This window comes from bacterium, assembly GCA_019695305.1.
GTDB lineage: Bacteria > UBA10199 > UBA10199 > UBA10199 > JAIBAG01 > JAIBAG01.
In genome coordinates this window covers 16,845-34,836 of record JAIBAG010000011.1, presented here as the reverse complement: position 1 = coordinate 34,836, position 17,992 = coordinate 16,845, and the positions used below count along the sequence as shown (strand labels likewise).

Annotated in this window: 14 protein-coding genes; 9 read left to right on the top strand and 5 right to left on the bottom strand. The window is 41.4% G+C overall.

What is annotated here, in order from left to right:
• Position 1: 1 nt before the first annotated feature.
• A complete protein-coding gene (locus K1X76_06690; GenBank protein ID MBX7148758.1) occupies positions 2 to 451 on the bottom strand; it encodes a hypothetical protein in 450 nt (149 codons plus the stop codon).
• A 174-nt stretch (positions 452 to 625) separates the two neighbouring features.
• Here K1X76_06690 and K1X76_06685 point away from each other — a divergent pair, with 174 nt between their 5' ends.
• Both K1X76_06685 and uvrA read left to right on the top strand, forming a co-directional pair.
• Entirely contained in the window at positions 626 to 1,201 is a 576-nt protein-coding gene (locus tag K1X76_06685; protein ID MBX7148757.1) for a hypothetical protein, read from the top strand.
• 29 nt (positions 1,202 to 1,230) lie between these two features.
• Positions 1,231 to 4,053, top strand: a complete 2,823-nt coding sequence (gene uvrA, locus K1X76_06680; GenBank protein ID MBX7148756.1) for an excinuclease ABC subunit UvrA — start codon at positions 1,231 to 1,233, stop codon at positions 4,051 to 4,053.
• An 11-nt stretch (positions 4,054 to 4,064) separates the two neighbouring features.
• Here the strand turns inward: uvrA and K1X76_06675 are convergent, their stop codons facing one another.
• Complete coding sequence (locus tag K1X76_06675; protein ID MBX7148755.1) at positions 4,065 to 5,036, bottom strand: hypothetical protein; 972 nt, start codon at positions 5,034 to 5,036, stop codon at positions 4,065 to 4,067.
• A gap of 293 nt (positions 5,037 to 5,329) precedes the next feature.
• Here K1X76_06675 and yjjJ point away from each other — a divergent pair, with 293 nt between their 5' ends.
• A complete protein-coding gene (yjjJ, locus tag K1X76_06670) occupies positions 5,330 to 6,694 on the top strand; it encodes a type II toxin-antitoxin system HipA family toxin YjjJ (protein MBX7148754.1) in 1,365 nt (454 codons plus the stop codon).
• Between the two features lie 24 nt (positions 6,695 to 6,718).
• Here yjjJ and ychF read toward each other — a convergent pair whose 3' ends face one another.
• Both ychF and K1X76_06660 read right to left on the bottom strand, forming a co-directional pair.
• The gene (gene ychF / locus K1X76_06665) at positions 6,719 to 7,813 is read right to left on the bottom strand and encodes a redox-regulated ATPase YchF (protein ID MBX7148753.1); all 1,095 of its coding nucleotides are present in this window, start codon (positions 7,811 to 7,813) and stop codon (positions 6,719 to 6,721) included.
• Positions 7,814 to 7,903: 90 nt separating this feature from the next.
• The gene (locus K1X76_06660) at positions 7,904 to 9,565 is read right to left on the bottom strand and encodes a ribonuclease J (GenBank protein MBX7148752.1); all 1,662 of its coding nucleotides are present in this window, start codon (positions 9,563 to 9,565) and stop codon (positions 7,904 to 7,906) included.
• A 226-nt stretch (positions 9,566 to 9,791) separates the two neighbouring features.
• On the opposite strand from K1X76_06660, the gene K1X76_06655 reads away from it, so the two are divergent.
• Together K1X76_06655 and K1X76_06650 are read left to right on the top strand one after the other, a co-directional pair.
• Entirely contained in the window at positions 9,792 to 11,498 is a 1,707-nt protein-coding gene (locus K1X76_06655) for a hypothetical protein (GenBank protein MBX7148751.1), read from the top strand.
• A gap of 153 nt (positions 11,499 to 11,651) precedes the next feature.
• Positions 11,652 to 11,906, top strand: coding sequence for a hypothetical protein (locus tag K1X76_06650; protein MBX7148750.1), 255 nt, complete (start codon positions 11,652 to 11,654; stop codon positions 11,904 to 11,906).
• 224 nt (positions 11,907 to 12,130) lie between these two features.
• Here K1X76_06650 and K1X76_06645 read toward each other — a convergent pair whose 3' ends face one another.
• Positions 12,131 to 12,586 carry a hypothetical protein gene (locus K1X76_06645; protein MBX7148749.1) on the bottom strand — a complete coding sequence of 152 codons (456 nt, stop codon included), beginning with the start codon at positions 12,584 to 12,586 and terminating at the stop codon, positions 12,131 to 12,133.
• A 152-nt stretch (positions 12,587 to 12,738) separates the two neighbouring features.
• Between K1X76_06645 and K1X76_06640 the strand changes: the two genes are divergently transcribed.
• The 4 genes from K1X76_06640 to K1X76_06625 all read left to right on the top strand — a co-directional run bounded on the left by K1X76_06640 (position 12,739) and on the right by K1X76_06625 (position 17,957).
• Positions 12,739 to 13,122, top strand: coding sequence for a hypothetical protein (locus K1X76_06640; protein MBX7148748.1), 384 nt, complete (start codon positions 12,739 to 12,741; stop codon positions 13,120 to 13,122).
• A complete protein-coding gene (locus tag K1X76_06635) occupies positions 13,119 to 13,910 on the top strand; it encodes an alpha/beta hydrolase (protein ID MBX7148747.1) in 792 nt (263 codons plus the stop codon). Before K1X76_06640 ends, K1X76_06635 begins: the two co-directional genes overlap by 4 nt.
• Before the next feature lie 180 nt (positions 13,911 to 14,090).
• Complete coding sequence (locus K1X76_06630; protein ID MBX7148746.1) at positions 14,091 to 15,935, top strand: carboxypeptidase-like regulatory domain-containing protein; 1,845 nt, start codon at positions 14,091 to 14,093, stop codon at positions 15,933 to 15,935.
• Positions 15,936 to 16,061: 126 nt separating this feature from the next.
• Positions 16,062 to 17,957, top strand: a complete 1,896-nt coding sequence (locus K1X76_06625; protein ID MBX7148745.1) for a hypothetical protein — start codon at positions 16,062 to 16,064, stop codon at positions 17,955 to 17,957.
• Positions 17,958 to 17,992: the final 35 nt, after the last annotated feature.

Sequence of the window (17,992 nt, the reverse complement as noted above, 5' to 3'; positions counted from 1 at the left end):
TTTAATAATAATAAACATCAAATTGATATTTCTCATCGCTAACAGCGTGAAAATTGCCAGCGCACCCTCCAAAACGACTGTACACGCCAGCCCAAGATTTTTGGCATTGTTCAATGCCTACTTTTCGCATCTGGCTAAAATCATATTGAGAGCCTGAATAGCTATTGCTACCATACGAACTGGTGGCAGAATCTTGAACATTGACCATTGATGCAAGTCCCCCTACAAATTCCCGGCCAAAGATTTTGTCTAAATCTCCTTTTTCTTCATTAGTAATAACGCCAGGTTTTTCTCCGTTATGAAAAACATCAATTAAAATATCAGCTCTTTTATCGCGAAGGCCTAAATCGATAAGTTCATCCTTGGTTAATCCGGCATTATCCGAAAAAGCTTCTACTACAGCCTTTGCTAAATCTGCGCCTTCCGGCAAAGTAAAATCATAACCTGACATAAAAGCTCCTTCTTAAGGTTTAAAATCATCACATAAGTTATCGGTTATTTTTTAAGTAAAGATGCGCTCAATAATGCGGGGGGTTGCAAAAACTGATAACAAGTTGTTATCAGTTTTTGCATATTTTACAGGTATTTACGCTACTTTTGTATGCTGTTGTCGATAATAAAAACAATGACAACACTTGCTGATAAAATTTCCAATGCAACTAACGAAGTGCAGGTTTTGCCTGATTTTAAACCTAAACAATGTGCGCCGGTATTGAGTGTGGGTGGTATTGTAAGGCAAGGTATTTCTGATACTGGTGATTATTGTGTGGATACTGGTGTTGCGGCCAAGCTAGATTTTATGGTGTGGCCTCGTCTTTTTAGAGAGCACATGCAGTTTGGGCAAAGTATTAAAGTAACAAGAGGTATTTGTGCCATACAAAAAAATCCTGTAACTAATATCGGACATTTTTCTGACTTCGTTTTTCCCATAACAAATTCTGCAGGTATCGATTTTTCGGCTGGGACCAATTTAAAGCTTTTTCCCGGTTCTTTGGGTGTAAGTTCTCTTGTTTCGTTGCAAGCCTATATAGATCCTAAAAAAATACCACATATGCGCGTAAAAATCGGGCCTTATGTCGAATGGCGTCAGAATGGTTTTGATCAATTTTACTTGTTTGATAATTCAGATGTTCCGACATGGGTATCAGGGCTTGCTATTGATGTAGCGTACAGAACGCGTCCACCAAAACCCTTTCCATAAATAAAAAAATAGACTAATTGCATTCCCCTATGGAACCGCAACACATCCTGGTTAAAGGGGCGCGTCAGCATAATCTTAAAAATATCGACGTTAAAATACCGCGCAATCAACTCGTCATCATCACCGGACTTTCAGGCTCGGGCAAAAGCTCGCTTGCCTTTGATACCATTTATGCCGAAGGCCAGCGCCGTTATGTAGAATCGCTCTCGGCCTATGCTCGGCAATTTCTCGATCAAATGGGAAAACCCGATGTAGATGTGATTGAAGGTTTATCTCCGGCTATTTCTATTGAACAAAAAGCAGGTTCGCATAACCCGCGCTCTACCGTGGGCACTGTTACCGAAATTTACGATTATTTACGTTTGCTTTTTGCGCGTGTTGGTAAAGCCTATTGTCATCAATGTGGTAATCCTATTGCCGCGCAAACGGTAACGCAGATGGTGGACCAGATCCTCTCGTGGCCCGACGGAACAAAAATTCATCTTTTGGCGCCTGTTGTGAAAGAACGCAAAGGCGAATACCAAAAGGAATTAGCGCAGCTCAAAAAAGATGGTTTTGCGCGCGTTAAAATTGATGGCCAGGTGCATGAGTTGGAAGATGACATCAAACTGGATAAAAATAAAAAACATTCCATCGATCTTTTTATCGATCGCCTTGTTGTAAAAAAGGATATTGCTACGCGTCTTGCCGATTCTATTGAAACAGCACTCAAGCATGGCGAAAGTTTGTTAAAAGTAGAGCGGCTCGATACCAAAGAAGAAATTTTATTTAGCTCCAAAAATGCCTGTATTACCTGTGGTGTAAGTTACCCGCCCATTGAACCACGTACGTTTTCGTTTAACAGCCCGCAAGGGGCTTGTGCCACGTGTGATGGCATTGGTACTAAAAACTTTTTTGATGAAGAACAGATTATTCCTAATCCTAATTTATCGCTCCGCGAAGGAGCGATTGCTCCGTGGTCGGGTAAAACGTCTCTTTACTATCACAATCTGCTCGATTCACTGGCCAAACATTACAAATTTGATTTAGCCACACCGTTTAAAAAATTATCCAAGCATTTGCAGAATATTATTCTGCATGGGTCGGGTGCTGAGGATATTCGCTTTGCGGTAGACCGTGGCGAAGGAAAACGTTTTTACGAAGCGCCTTTTGAAGGGGTGATTCCCAGTCTTTCTCGTCGTTATCGTGAGAGTGATTCGGACTGGATGCGTGAAGAGCTGGAAAAGTACATGAACATCCAGCCCTGTGCGGCGTGCAATGGTAGCCGCTTAAAGCCCGAGGTTTTAAGTATTAAAGTGGCGGGTAAATCAATTTACGATGTGACACTATTATCCACGCGTGAAGCCTTGGTGTTTTTTAAAAATATTAAATTTACAAAAAAAGAAGAAACCATTGCGAAGAGAATTTTAAAAGAAATTGATGAACGTTTGGGTTTTCTTGTAGACGTGGGTTTAGATTATCTTACACTCGAACGTACTTCGGCCACACTCTCGGGTGGTGAAGCTCAACGCATCCGTTTGGCCACGCAAATTGGGTCGGCCTTGGTGGGTGTGCTCTATATTTTAGATGAGCCGTCTATCGGCCTTCATCAGCGCGATAATGATCGCTTGCTCGCCACACTCAAAAAACTGCGTGATTTGGGTAATACCGTTCTCGTTGTGGAACACGACGAAGATACCATGCGCGAATCGGATTATATTATCGACATGGGCCCCGGTGCTGGTGTGCAGGGTGGGTATATTGTGGCGCAGGGTACGCCTAGCGAGCTGATGAAAAATAGCAAATCGGAAACGGGCAAATATCTCTCCGGTAAAAAATGTATTCCTGTTCCGTCCAAACGTCGTCCATCCAGCCTGCGTCAATTGGTGTTAAGAGGGGCGCGTTGTCATAATTTAAAAGAGGTTTCGGTTAGTTTTCCTTTGGGAACTCTTACCGGTATTACTGGTGTTTCGGGCTCGGGAAAATCTTCGCTGGTTAATGATACGCTCTATCCTGTTTTAGCCCAGCATCTGTTTGGTTCGCGCGTGGTGGCCGGCCCGCACGATAAAGTGGAAGGTTTGGAATTTATCGATAAAGTGATCAACATCGATCAATCGCCTATTGGCCGTACACCGCGCTCCAATCCGGCAACCTACACACAACTCTTTTCTCCCATCCGTGATCTTTTCAGCGAACTTCCCGAATCGAAAGCACGTGGTTACAAGCCCGGGCGTTATTCTTTTAATGTTAAAGGCGGGCGTTGCGAGGCTTGCGAAGGCGACGGGATTATCCGCATTGAAATGCACTTTTTGCCGGATGTGTATGTGGAATGTGAGGCCTGTCAGGGCAAGCGTTATAATCGCGAAACTTTAGAAATTACTTATAAAGGGAAAAGTATTTCGGATATTTTGGATATGACGGTGGGTGAGGCTTATGATTTTTTAAAAAATATCCCGTCGATAGCCAGCAAACTGGAAACACTCAAACGTGTGGGGCTTGATTACATCGAGCTAGGCCAAGCGGCCACAACCCTATCCGGTGGGGAAGCACAACGTATTAAACTAGCCAAAGAATTGTCCAAACGGTCGACGGGTAAAACTATTTATATTTTAGATGAACCTACAACCGGGCTTCATTTTGAAGATATTGCCAAGCTGCTTGAAGTACTCAATGAGTTAGTCGATGGTGGAAATACGGTAATTGTGATCGAGCACAATCTCGATGTGATTAAAAGCTGCGATCACTTGATCGACCTTGGCCCGGAAGGGGGCACGGGTGGTGGGCAAATTATCGCTACCGGCACGCCCGAAGAAGTTTCTCGTATCAAAGCATCCTATACGGGCAAATATCTCAAGAAAACTCTGTGTCGATAAACCTCTTATCTCTAGTAAAGAGCTTCTTTGGGTACAACAGCCTCTTTATAGGCAACAACATGTGCTTGCGCCTGAGCGAGAACATGAGTGAGGTCTCCCTCTGGAAGTCCCGCCAACTCAGCATATCTTTTAACAGCCCCTAAATAATCATTGATGACATCTTGAACCTCGGCTCTTTCCAGTTCTCGGGGGGTTTCAAGCTTCTTACTTTGTCTATAGTTATAAGCGGCTCTTTGATCGTGGTCTGATTTAAGTAAATCAAAACCTTGGGAAACAAGCTGTTGATAGGCTTTAGTATAGGCGGCTTTAAGAGCTTCATGGTGAATGACTTCAGCTTTTACTAAATCTGGTTGTCCCGCTTTTATTGCATATTCTTCTGCTTTCTTAATGAGGTTATCGACGGCTACGGAGAAACCGTCACTTTCTAAATGTTCTGCTGCCAAATTGATTTGATGGCGGGCATAGCTAAGATAGATGACGGAAGCAACTTGTTTTAATTCTGGATCGTTGTCTATGTAATAAGCATTATCTTTCCGTGAACTAATGCCCGCATAACCCAGTCCAAAGCCTAAATCGTCATGAAAATGAATCGTGTCTAAAAGGTTCGCTAATTGTTCTTGGTCGACAGGATTGGGATTGTTGCCTTGTGCTAGTATTTCTTTAGCTAAAGCTAAAACCTGAGAGCGATCATCCAAATAATCGGCAATATAGCCAAACCATAATGAGGAGTATTGTTTATTAGGGATAGTAGCAAAAATATCTTTTACAAATTGATCTACTTCAGAGCGAGACATTTTTTTATCTGCTTTGGGATTAAAAACTCCATCTCCATCATCAATAAAAAGCTTTCCTGAAATTTTATAGTCACCATTTCTATCTTGATTAAATTCAGCATCACCATTGCTAAATTGACCATTATTGTTATCAATATGGTGATAAGTAGTGTTGTTGATGGTAAAGGTGTTGATATTATCAGATTTCATATTGCCCTCGTTGAAAATAATTTTAAAATAGTTTTTTTATAGTTTGCTTGCCCAGCACAGATATTATCGTCCAAAGCTTTAAAAAGTTGCTTCATAGAGGCCATAGGAGTAGCTGAGAAGTAAGTTATTCCACCCAAACAAAAAAAGTCTAAGTATATGAAAATACTAATAAATAATTTTTTTTGATGTCTATTTGTCACTTTATTACTAATACTATTCTAAATAATACAATAAACTAGTTTAACTATATAATATATATTGTTTTTTTATATTCTATTATCTATTCTATTGGTATGCAGGAATTATTTGAAAAACTAGTCAAATACCTATCAAAAACAGGTCCTTCAAAAGCAAAAGATTTGTGTGCTGTTTTAAATATTAGTCAGCCTACTTTTTCTAAGCTTCTGGCACAGAATTCAAAAGATATTTTGCGTATAGGGAAAGGTATCAACACGCTTTATGCCATTTATCGTAAAGGGACTTGGAATTATGGAGAGATATTATCTGTTCCTTTATTTGTTGTGGATAAAGAAGGAAATCAAAGTGTTGAGGCTACTCTTCACCCTCTTGCCCCTCAAGGTTTTTATCTGGAGTCTCACGGAAATTTATTTAAGAGTCGGGTGTATAAAAATCTTCCTTACTTTTTATTGGATGCCTGTCCTTCTGGTTTTTTAGGAAGATTGGTTCCTAAATTTCATTCTGAATTTCCAACGGATATTTCCCTGTGGACCGATGACCATTGTCTTACTTATTTTTGTCGTTATGGTTGGGACTTGATTGGTAACTTCATTATTGGCGATGAGGCTTATAACTTGCATCTTCAACATCAAGTTGAAAGAACGGATATTGTCGATGAAAATAACCGCAACACCCATTATCCTGCTGTGGCCGATAAAGTTTTATCACAAGGCAATCCCGGATCTTCGGCCGGTGGTGAGCAGGCCAAATTTCTTTCTATTCGTAAAACCAGTAGTCAGCTTATGCCGGTGATGGTGAAGTTTTCTCCCCCCGTTGATGAATCAGTAGGTCTGCGTGTGGCCGATCTTCTTATTTGTGAACATATAGCCCATCAAGTTTTAAAAAAGATTGGAAAGAATCCGCTACAATCTTGTTTAATAAGAGGAGGAGGGCGTGTTTTTCTGGAAGTAGAGCGTTTTGACCGCATGCCTTACGAAAATTATTCCGGAGGACGTTTGGGGTTAATTTCACTCAAGGCGCTGGCTATGGAGCATGGTTGTTTGCATTCAACTTGGATGGCTACGGCACAAGCTTTGTTAAGCCAAAAAATAATGGATGCTAGTTTATATGATGAAATTATTTGGCTTGAAGTTTTTGGCAAGCTTATTGGCAACAACGATATGCATGCCGGCAATATTTCTTTTTTATGTGAAGGGGAGAAGTTAGCCGGACTCGCTCCGGTTTATGATATGCTCCCTATGTCGTACGCGCCTCTGAACAATCAATTGATAAACAGGGATTTTACACCGGATCCGCCAAAGTCTTTGGAAATTAAAGTATGGAAAGAAGCTTTAAAAGCAGCCCAGTTTTTTTGGGAGCAGGTAGAAAACCATCCTGAAATTTCAAAAAAATTTAAAGAAGTTGTTGCGGGAAATAGTCAAAAACTTTTGGAGCTGGGTAAAATTAAAGTTGCAAGTTAAGTTGGTTTTTGAATTTTGTAGAGCTTACACATTAAACCTAAAATTCATCATATCGCCGTCTTTTACAAGGTATTCCTTGCCTTCCGAGCGCAGTAAACCTTTTGCTTTAAGGGCTTCTTCCGAGCCGTGTGTTATAAGATCATCAAAGGCATAACAATCGGCTTTAATAAAACCGCGTTCAAAATCACTGTGAATTATCCCGGCGGCTTGGGGGGCTAAAAAGCCATTGGGAATGGTCCAGGCACGTACTTCTTTGGGACCAGCAGTAAAATAGGTGATGAGATGGAGCAGATGATAACCGGCGTGTGCCAAGCGATCGAGGCCCGATTCGGTAAGTCCATAATCTTTTAAGAACGTAGCTTTTTCTTCTTCGTTCATTTGCGAAATTTCGGCTTCAATGGTGCCGCAAATGGTGACCACATCGGCCCCTTCAGTTTTGGCAAATTCGCGTACTTTTTTAACGGCGTCATTTTCGGTGGTCATATCGGCTTCGTCTACATTACATACGTAGAGAACGGGTTTGATGGTGATGAGAAAAAGATCAGCCACCAGTTTCTTTTCCTCTAGCGTTAAACCTAACGCCCGAGCCGATTTGCCTTCGTTTAAGCCTTTACTTAATTTTTCCAAAACCGGCTGCACGGCAATGGCTTCTTTATTATTGCCCTTCACCAATTTTTGATTACGGTCTAAGCGCCCGCTTACGGTTTGCATGTCGGCCAAAATAAGCTCGGTATTAATCACTTCAATATCGCGTACAGGATCGACCCCGCCATGCACATGCACTACATCGGCATTTTCAAAACAGCGCACTACATGGGCAATGGCATCTACACTTTTAATATGGCCCAAAAATTTATTGCCCAAGCCTTCGCCTTTGCTGGCGCCGGCTACCAAGCCTGCAATGTCTACAAATTCAACAGAGGTAGGGATGATTTTTTCGGGTTTAAAAATAGCGGCAATCTTCTTTAGTCTTACATCATTTAAAGGAACAACACCCACATTGGGCTCAATGGTGCAAAATGGATAGTTGGCCGCTTGTGCGCCTGCATTGGTGAGTGCGTTAAAGATAGTCGACTTTCCCACATTCGGTAAACCTACAATTCCACAATTAAATCCCATTTTAAAGAAGTGGATGGTTGATGGTGGATAGTGGATAGAAAGAATTTCTTCTTTTACCATTCACCATTCACTATCCACCATTCACTGTTTTTACACTTCTTGTATCACCGGAATCACCATGGGTTTGCGCCCAATATTCCGGTTAAAAAAACGTCGTAACGTAACCCGCACTTCTTCCTGCATTTCGGCCATATCGGTGCGGGTTTCGGTGTTAAAACTTTCAACCACACTGAGTACTTCTTTTTTAGCATCGTTAAACAGTGTTTCTTGTTCACTTTCTTCAATTACGCCACGTGCAATCAAATCCGGGCCGTTTAAGATATTTCCGTTCTGGCGGTCGATCGACAGGATGCATACCACCACCCCTGTATCCGACAGATGAAATCTGTCGCGTAAAACGAGGCTAGCTACATCCCCCACGCCGGTGCCATCCACAAAAACACGGCCTGTTGTTTCTTTTTCGGCCCGTTCAAAACCTTTTTTGTTAAACACAATGGGGTTGCCATTTTCGGTGATAATCACCTTCTCTTTTTTATGGCCCCAATCCACCGCCAGCTCGCCGTGTTTAACCAAATGCCGGTAGTCGCCGTGGATGGGCAGGTAATATTGCGGTTTTAAAATTTTGTAAATGCGTTTTAATTCGTCCTGGTGGGCATGCCCCGAGGTATGAATATCGTAGGCCGATTCATATAAAACCTTGGCTTTTTGTTTGCACAGGTTGTTGATGACGGTTGAAATATTTTTTTCGTTTCCGGGTATCATTTTGGACGAAAAAAGAACCAAATCGCCTTCTTTAATTTTAAACGGTTTAAAATTATTATGAGCAATACGCGAGAGGGCCGAGCGATGTTCGCCCTGCGTGCCTGTTACTAGAACCATCACTTCATCATCGGGCAACTGGTCGGTATCTTCAATATCCACTACCTTAATCCCCTCAAACGACAGCTGCCCCAGCATGCGGGCAATTTCGGTGTTTTCCTTCATGCTGCGTCCTAAAAGCGCCAGAGTACGTCCAGTTTTTTTAGCGATATCGGCAAGTCCTTGCACTCGTTGAATGTTAGAGGAAAAGAGGGTGACAAGTACGCGTCCTTTATGCGCCGCAATAATCTTTTTTACCCGATTAACTACCTGGGTTTCAGATAATGTGGAGCCACGGCTGGTGGCATTTGTCGAGTCACAGAGAAGGGCCAAAACCCCTTTTTTGGCTACTTTGGCAAATTTTTTAAGATCAATCACCGGGCCGTCATAAGGGGTCTCATCAATCTTCCAATCTGTTAAATGCACAATGGGCCCATAGGGGGTGGTAATCACCAAGGCCGAGGCATCGATAATGCTGTGATTTACAAAAATAGTATCAATTTCAAACGAACCCACCTTAACAGTCTCACCCGGTTTAAAAAGATGGAGTTTGGGGGTAGAGGGGGGCGGTAATTCTTCTAATTTGTTTTTGATTAGCTCCAGCGTAAAGGGCGCCCCATAGACGGGAATATCCATTTCTTTCAGTAAAAAAGCGGTAGAGCCGATATGGTCTTCGTGCCCATGGGTTAAAACCAGGCCTTTAAGCTTATGTTCGATTTTTTTAAGGTAGGTAAAGTCGGGAATAATCATATCCACGCCTAAAGTGTCTTGATCGGGGAACATGCTACCGCAATCCACCACAATGGCCTCATCTTCGGTTTCATAAACCATGCAGTTTAAAGCTCCAACTTCGCCAACACCACCTAAAGGGGTTATTTTAATAAATTCTTTCATTTTTATTTAAAAAAATACGCAACTTTTATTGAGGGCAACCGATACACGTGAGCACGATTCCAACTTTATTGATGCAGTACGCCAAAAACGCCAGGAATCTGGATTTTCGTGTTGAAGCAGGTTTGCCTGTATGCTAGATTGCAACCAATATTTCTAAGCTTTGTTTTTGGCCAATTTTGCAAGAAATATCAATAGTTTTGTTGTCCATCCACACTACGAGGTAGGTTTGAAAAAAATAGCTTTTTATGCAGGTTTAATAGCCGCTTTGGGAATGAGCTCTTTAGCGCACGCTATCGATTTTTCGGCACACGGCTATTATCGTTTGCGTTTTGAATATACACACGATTTAGATTTGCAACGTCCTAATCCCGGTGTTATTACCGGCGATTCACGCTTTAATGATAACGATCGTTTTGGTACTATCGCTTTTGCTCAACAGCGTTTCCGTTTACAGCCTACTTTAAAATTAAACGATCACATCTCATTTCACGGCGAAATTGACATGCTCGATAATTTGCTTTTTGGCCAGAGCGATGTGAATTCGATTTCTATTTCAAATCCTATTACTGGTACATTGGCGTTGCCGGCTGCTAACGGCCCCTTTGGCGTGGTTGGCGGAACAGCCGGTTCAAACACCGGTTCGTCAGGCGGTAACATTAACGTACGTCAGGTTTATGTGGATGTTCTTACCTCTGGAGGTAAGTTGCGTATTGGTCGTCAAGCGTCTCATTTTGGTTTGGGTATTTTAACCAACGATGGCGAAGGCATGGAAGGTGATTTTGGAGATGTTTACGATCGCGTGCTGTATTTAGCAGGTCTACCTCTTTTAGGTGGTCAGTTAACCTTTGGTGGTGTGTTCGATTTTGCTTTTGAAGCCACGCGTGATCCGTCGGTGGGAGGGCTTGATACGGGTGTGGGCAGTAACTGGAACGATGCCATGCAAACCGGCATTATTCTTTTGTACCAACGTGAAAATTTTGAATTAGGAACATTTACGGCTTTTAGATTTAGAGATGGTAACGATGGAGCCACTACCACCACGGCATTAGATGCCAACGGCAATGAAGTGGCCAGTGGTATAGATGGTGATACCTTTTTATATATCATCGACGGGTATACCAAGGCTAAATTTGCCAAATATTATAGTGTAGGGCTTGAAGCTGTTTATATTGGCGGCAAAATGGCGCCAGGTATTGCTATTGATGCCATTCAGTTAGATGATCCTGCTTTACAAAACCCTCTGGAAAATCCCATCACCTTACCGCAAACAGGAACTCAAAACGATATTTCGGTTTTTATGGCCGCGTTGGAAGCTCAGGCTAAATATCCTTTTGGTGGCGAAATTAATTTTCAGGCCGGTTTTTCTCAGGGCGATTCTTCACCGTTATCGCAACGGATTACCCAATTTGGTTTTAGACCCGATTACGATATTGCTCTTATGATGTTTGATGTGCCCATGGGTACCTCTCCTGGTATTCGTGTGGGTGGTGAAACCGAGCTGGGTCGTAAACCTGTAACCCCCAATTACATTAACAATGCCATTTACTTTACCCTGGAATACAAACACCAGTTTGATATTACCAGCGGCGTTCCTTGGGCCGAAGATTTTAAAGTGGGCATTAAAGGAATTACCGCGCTAGCACCTTCGCGTGTGATCGATTTAGACTTTGCCGAAATTGCCGGAACACCGGGTTTGTCGCACATTGTGAATCGTTCGCAATGGTATGGGTTTGAAATTGATGCTTCGGTAGAAGCCAAATTTTTTGAATTTATGCATTGGAAAACCACGGTAGGTTTCTTTTTACCGGGTGGCGTGTTTGATATTAAAAACGATGACGTGGCCACCAACGCCGCTGGTATCATCGATCCTGTTCTTTTCGATAACGCCGAACCGGCCATTGCTGCTAAAACAACTCTTTTCTTTGAGTTCTAATTTATTTTCCAGGCCTATTGTTGGTATTCCCGTGATGCAAACCTCACTCTTTCACAATAGAGTTTTTGAATACTGATTACAATATGATGATCTTTGGTTATAAGTACCAACATATTTAAATATCTCTATTCTATTTTAAGAAAAGGAGTTTTTGTGCTTGAAAATTTTAAAGAAGAATTTCAGAAAAATCTTAAAAAAAACCAGGAAGCACTTCATAACCCACAGGCACCGGGCGCTGCCGATTTAAACCGAAAAATGGGTTTGGCCGGAATGGTTGTTGGTATTATTGGTGCCATTGCAAGTTTGGCCACTTATGTGGTGGTAGGCCGGGTTTTTGTTATTCTTTTGGCTGTTACCATAGGCGGTCTTGCTGTGGGGGCTAAAATGCTGATAACCGGCAAAAAATAGCGGGCACTCTTAAGTACGAGTTATGATCATAATGAAGTAAGAAAAATACAGTTTGTGGCTCGTTAGGGAGTGCTGGCTAAAATATTAGACACCTATCTTTTTTCAATCTCAGCACACCGTGATGTTATTGATGTTTTATACAAAGAAATCCTCGTCGAAATGAAGTTGTTAGGTCTCTCATTGCATGAGCCGCAGCCCTAAGCCAATTTTAAATAACGCGTGCGTTAATGCAGCAAATTTTTAAACGGTAAATCCTCTACTGTTTTAAAGAAAGGCGGGTTGAAAAATGAAATGCCTGGATGGGGGTATTTTTGTTTTTCATCGTCCCTTATTTCGGCCCCTGTTTTTAAATCCAAAATTTTATCGATTGTATCCAGTTTTTTACCATTGGCATCGTAGTGCTCTGTTTTTATCAGCTTTAAACCATGAGGGCTGGTTCCAGGAGGAAGTGTCAGGGTTATTGTATACACTTTAATCTTGCCATTAAAGTCGAAGGAAAAATTGATTGTCATGAACCAGTCTTGTGAACACGAACTTTGTTCCCATGTCAGAGTGTGGCCATCTTGTACTTTGGTGAAAGTGGCTTTGGCTGCCAATACTAATTCGGTTGCAGGAGGATTTTTGGACCATTGTGTGGGGGATAGGCAATCGGGAGCGCTTTCGTAAAAGGTTTGCTCCATCGATTTGGCTAGAACCCATACAGGAACTAGGGTTATGAAAATAAACAGAAAAATGAATTTGATAAGACTGTTCATGAAATTAACTGAAAATAATTTTCTATTAAGTTGAAAACTCTAACCGCTTTTTATAGATTTTTCAAATGAAGATAGTAATGAAACAATTTTTTTTTATGTTGTTGATGTTGGTGGCATTTACCGGGCAGGCCGGTGATAGATCACGATATGAAGAGGCTTTGTTGATGAATATAGAATATGTTCAGGATAAAACCCCCAATGGCACTACCATCACACGTGTGAATGAGTATCAGATTGAAACGCGCGATAACTATTCACCTTCGGCTTATTTTTTTACGTTTAAAAAGGGAGATGTTCTGTATGTGACCCGTTACTGGGACGGCATTTTTAAAAAAGATCCCACCGAATTTGTGATTAACGATAAAATTTGGGTGAGGGAAAGCGGTAAAAAGATTTACATCAAACGACCCAACGGCAAAGAAATGAAAACCACGGTCATGCGTAAGGAAAAGCTTAAATGAACTGGAGGTTTTCTTGGTTACCAAAAATTGGTGTCGGTATTATTCTGATAGGTATGTTATTGATGATATTAGCTCCCTTGTTACGACGTCTCATTTATTTCCCACAAATAACCAAGGCCAATGTTCAACAATTTATTCAAAGTCGTGGTTTTAAGGCTTGGGACACCCGAGGGTATTTAAGAATTCCCATAAATCCAAAAAAATTGATCATTATTTTTCATGGTAATGCTGGTACGGCTGCCGATCGCTTTTACATGGCTATGGGCTTTATGGATGACAATACGGTGGTATATTTGCATGAATATCCTGCTTATGGACAAAGAGTAGGTAAGCCAAGTGAAGATACCCTTATTAAGTCGGCCATTGAAGATGTTAGGGCGTTAAAAGAGCGCTATCCACAATTGCCATTTACTTATTTGGGTGAATCTATTGGAACAGGGGTTGCTTGTGGAGTAGCCGAGGCTCTGTTGCCACAACATCTCATTTTAGTATCACCTTTTAGTTCGCTTATTGATGCTGCTCATTATCACTATCCGTGGCTTCCTGTTAGGCTGTTACTTCCGGATACTTACCAAAGCCTTGAACGTCTCAAAAAAATATCCGTTCCTCTTTTAATAGTTCATGGTTCTCAAGATTCAATTATACCTTTTGATTTGGGGAAAAAATTATACGAGTCGTACAATGGGCCTAAAAAACTGCTTGTTCTTGAGGGTTACGATCACAACAATTTACCATGGGATGATGTTACAGGATTGATGTGGAATACGCTGAACAATTGGACGAGGTAGCGATTTGTTTGTGGGTCAAAATTGTTCACTTGTGTCAAAATAGCCCAACAGCATCAGAAGCCACTTATCAAAAACATTACTTTTCATATAATTATAAAAAACTAAAATTGGCACGCCACTTGCCATTATTACCCCTAATCCCAAAGAGCGGGATTGTAGAATGACAGACAAGGGGGAAATATGGTTCGGTATTATTTAATAATTTTTTTTCTGATTTCATTTTTTGGCGTAAGCAACTTGGCACAGGCGGCCCGCAGTAAGCCTATAAAATGTACATGGTCGAGCCCCGATACCGATAGAGACGGTTATCCCGATTGTAAAGAGACCTGCGACAACGATCCTAAAAAAAACTCCCCTGGTGTTTGTGGTTGTGGGGTGGCCGATATTGATGCCGATCATGATAGTGTTTTTGCGTGCCGTGAAACATGCGACAACGATCCCCAAAAAACATCTCCTGGAGTTTGCGGCTGTGGTGTGGCTGATGTGGATGCCGATCATGATGGGGTTTATTCATGCCGGGAGGCCTGCGACAACGATCCCCAAAAAACATCTCCTGGAGTTTGCGGCTGTGGTGTGGCTGATGTGGATGCCGATAACGATGGTATTCCCGACTGCATCGATCCCACTCCCAATGGTAACGTGGAAACACCTACTCCTTCTACTTCTGCTTACGAAGTAACACCAAAAGTATTGGTTATTGTAGAAGCGGCCACACGTGATTTTGCTGTATCACAGGGCTTTACTGAGGATGATATTATCAATAATATTTTTGAGCAGCTGGAAAATGTAGAAAAAAATTATAATAACGGAGAACTTTTGCCCTATGTTTTTAATTTTCAAATTATCGATGTACAGTTTAAAAGTATGCCCGAGCCTCATACAACATTACCCTCTGAAACCCCTGAAGATGAAGATATTACCATTAATTTTGATACACGCTACGCCGGTTCTCCGCATGCGGGCAATGGGGGTATCATGATTAAAAGTGTTAGTTTTACTGATGCAAGTTCTACTGCAATAGTTTTAACTCACGAAATAGGTCATATTTTTGGTGGTGTTGATATGTATGTGTCCCAAATTACGAGTAACGAGGTATACCCGGGAGCTCTCTGGGCTATGCAATCTAAAGGTTATATGGGAGTAAGTAATACCTATGGGGCAAACTGGGAACCTATTACTCAAGAAATTATTAAGGCGTGTGAGGCTAAAATTCCTCATCCGCATGCTTACGAATGGTTTTTAAGCTGGGAGCCAGATTCAATAAATGTGCATGTAACTGATGCAAATGGTTCTCCTGTAAACAATGCCCAGGTAAGTGTATATCGTAGCCCTCACTACTGGCGCACTCTGTACGAAACCGATTTATATGCCGAAGGTGCAAGCGATGCGAACGGAGATTATGAAATTCCCAACGGGCTTGTTGGTGAAAATACATACGGTTATAAATTTTATGATAAATATATGGTAGCAGTGACTTATAACGATGAAACCTATCTTTACTGGTTATCGGCTTATCAAGATATCATGTTGCCCTTTTTGGATGGAAATGAAGACAGGCTCGATTTAAATTTTATGTTAGATGATGAGCATCTTTATGTGCCCGCCGACGAACATTTTTCTGCCACCACCGATATTGAAGTAACGAGTTTAACCGCAACCCCCATGGCCGTTAAATATGGTGATGTGGTTAATAGAAGTTTTGTGATTAAAAATAATGGTCCGGATGCTTATTCGGGAACAATAGCTTTTCAACTGTGGCTTTCAAAAGACACAGCTGCCAGTATTGGTAACGATGATGTTGGATTTGGAGGGTATAGTCTTAAGCTGAATCTGGCGCCTGGGGCCAGTTATACTTTTAACAGTAGCAATAGTATCTCGTTAGCGGTTCCTTTGGGTAATGTTTATGTCATGGGAAGTGTTGCCCTGTTACCGCCTTATACAACATCGGCAGATACGATTGTTTATACCGATCCAAACCCCAATAATAATGTGAAAATGGGGAGCATCATTACTGTTAGCCAGTAAAAGTGCGATAACAGTTTGAGAGCATTTTTTGAATAAAGCCCTATTTATTGATTGGCTTTGTATTATTCTTTTGAATAAGTAAGAAACAAGGGTCGCAGCTATTTCGTATTATCAAGGATAAAAATCATGAATAAATCATGGCGTTTTGTGGTGTTATTTTTAGCGTGCACTATTGCGGTAGCATGTGCTGATGGAAAAAACAGCGGCAAGGATCCTAACGCCGGTTTAGACCCAATGGTTGATCACGATGGTGATGGATTTACTATCGATAGTGGTGATTGTGATGATACCAACGACCAAATTTGGGGCCCTGGCGAACCGGATATTTGTACGGATGACTTAGATAATAACTGTGATGGGATAATTTTGAAATGCAAAGAGCCAACAGTTGTTTTTAGAGATCATACAGACTTTGCAGGTTATTTCACCCGAGTTACTCCTCATGGTGTTGCTTGGTCATCTCAAAATCCTAATAATAACGATAAAATTGAAGCTCTTTTTTTTGATTTAAACCAATCCGATGTTGCTGCCAATGATGCTTTGTTTAAATCTATTGATAGCGATTTAAATGCTGAAATTGGAGTAAGTAATATGATGCAACTTGGCAACCTAACCTGTGTTGCTAGCGGTTATCATAACAATTCAAGTGGACAAACATGTTGCTACAATGCACAGGTTTTAGCCGATCAGGCAATTAGCGGAGGCACACTCGATTGTTCCAATGCCGATTTGGTAATAAATGGTGAGGATACTAATACTTTTACTGCAGAAAGCCTTTTACTCCACGATCTTAATCAAGATGGTAATGATGATTTAGTTGTATCATCTAGTATGGGATTACCATCAGTACTTTTTTCATCAGGTCTCCCTTTTAGTGGCACTCTGGATTTTTTGAGTAGCGCTGACATTACCCTTGATCCTTGTCAACGCGGTAATTTGAACGGTTTTTGTGGGTATCAGATGGCTGCTAATAATCATTACCTGGCCTTAACTATTGGGGCACACGATGAATCGGTTCAGTTTTTTGAATTACCATTATTACCGCGTGACATAAATAACCCCTATCAGCCCTCGGCCAGTATTTCTGGTAGTACTGATTTTGCTTTTCGCATATCTGCTGCTAGCAGAGGTAGTGATGATAGGTTTCTTATTTCAAATCCCATTGGAGCTCGGATTAAATATGTGGATGGTGAGACTCTTACTGAAACTGGCAGTTTACAAACAGATGTTCCCCAGTATTTGCCTGGTAGTTTAAATACAACTGGACTGAGTCAGGGCATGGCTACCATGACAGATATGAATGGTGACACCTTGCTGATAGTAGGGGCTCCTTACATTGATCCATCACTAGATAATTCGCTAAATACATATACGTCTGTTCCATCCGGAATTTTTGTTTTTAATATTACACAAAACGGCTTTCCTTCATCAACTCGTGAAGCTAGCTATTTTCTTGCTTCATCCGACATGAACGTGCTTGAAGTAAATGGTGAATTGTTAGGCCCTGCTTGTGGTTTTTCGGTAAGTGGCGGCATAGTTAGAGATGGAGATATATGTCATACAGTAGTGAGTAGCGGATGTATGGCTTTAACAACATCAGGCACTATCGGATACGGTGGTGCGGCTTATGTTTTAGAAAGTATGCCCTGCGGACAGATGCCCCCTCCGCCTCCAAACGTGAATGATCTGGTTCATGAGACCGATAATAATAATTATACTGTAGATAATGATTTACCTCGCTATTACATTAAAAACCCTGGCCAATTTAATAAATTGGCCCATGTTTTAAAATATAGGCTTAGTGATGGAACGCTTGGTTACAAGATAGATCGTATTCGTCCCGAGTTGGAGGCTTTGGGACTCTCCAATAACGATGTAATCACGCATGCCAACGGTATTCCGCTTAAAGAGATGAAAAATGTACTAAAAGCTTTTCAAGAGCTCAAAACATCCCACTCTATTAATCTTACCGTCAATAGGGCTCAAAAAATAGTGAGTCTTCAGTATAGGGTTGTTCAATAATGGAGCCTGACAAATAATTTTTACAAGGGGCCTTA

What these genes read in the sequence shown, in the direction of transcription:
- K1X76_06690 (MBX7148758.1), bottom strand. Translation starts at nt 451, where the DNA reads ATGTCAGGTTATGATTTTACTTTGCCGGAAGGCGCAGATTTAGCAAAG.
- K1X76_06685 (MBX7148757.1), top strand. Translation starts at nt 626, where the DNA reads ATGACAACACTTGCTGATAAAATTTCCAATGCAACTAACGAAGTGCAG.
- uvrA (MBX7148756.1), top strand. Translation starts at nt 1,231, where the DNA reads ATGGAACCGCAACACATCCTGGTTAAAGGGGCGCGTCAGCATAATCTT.
- K1X76_06675 (MBX7148755.1), bottom strand. Translation starts at nt 5,036, where the DNA reads ATGAAATCTGATAATATCAACACCTTTACCATCAACAACACTACTTAT.
- yjjJ (MBX7148754.1), top strand. Translation starts at nt 5,330, where the DNA reads ATGCAGGAATTATTTGAAAAACTAGTCAAATACCTATCAAAAACAGGT.
- ychF (MBX7148753.1), bottom strand. Translation starts at nt 7,813, where the DNA reads ATGGGATTTAATTGTGGAATTGTAGGTTTACCGAATGTGGGAAAGTCG.
- K1X76_06660 (MBX7148752.1), bottom strand. Translation starts at nt 9,565, where the DNA reads ATGAAAGAATTTATTAAAATAACCCCTTTAGGTGGTGTTGGCGAAGTT.
- K1X76_06645 (MBX7148749.1), bottom strand. Translation starts at nt 12,586, where the DNA reads ATGGAGCAAACCTTTTACGAAAGCGCTCCCGATTGCCTATCCCCCACA.
- K1X76_06640 (MBX7148748.1), top strand. Translation starts at nt 12,739, where the DNA reads ATGAAACAATTTTTTTTTATGTTGTTGATGTTGGTGGCATTTACCGGG.
- K1X76_06635 (MBX7148747.1), top strand. Translation starts at nt 13,119, where the DNA reads ATGAACTGGAGGTTTTCTTGGTTACCAAAAATTGGTGTCGGTATTATT.
- K1X76_06630 (MBX7148746.1), top strand. Translation starts at nt 14,091, where the DNA reads ATGGTTCGGTATTATTTAATAATTTTTTTTCTGATTTCATTTTTTGGC.
- K1X76_06625 (MBX7148745.1), top strand. Translation starts at nt 16,062, where the DNA reads ATGAATAAATCATGGCGTTTTGTGGTGTTATTTTTAGCGTGCACTATT.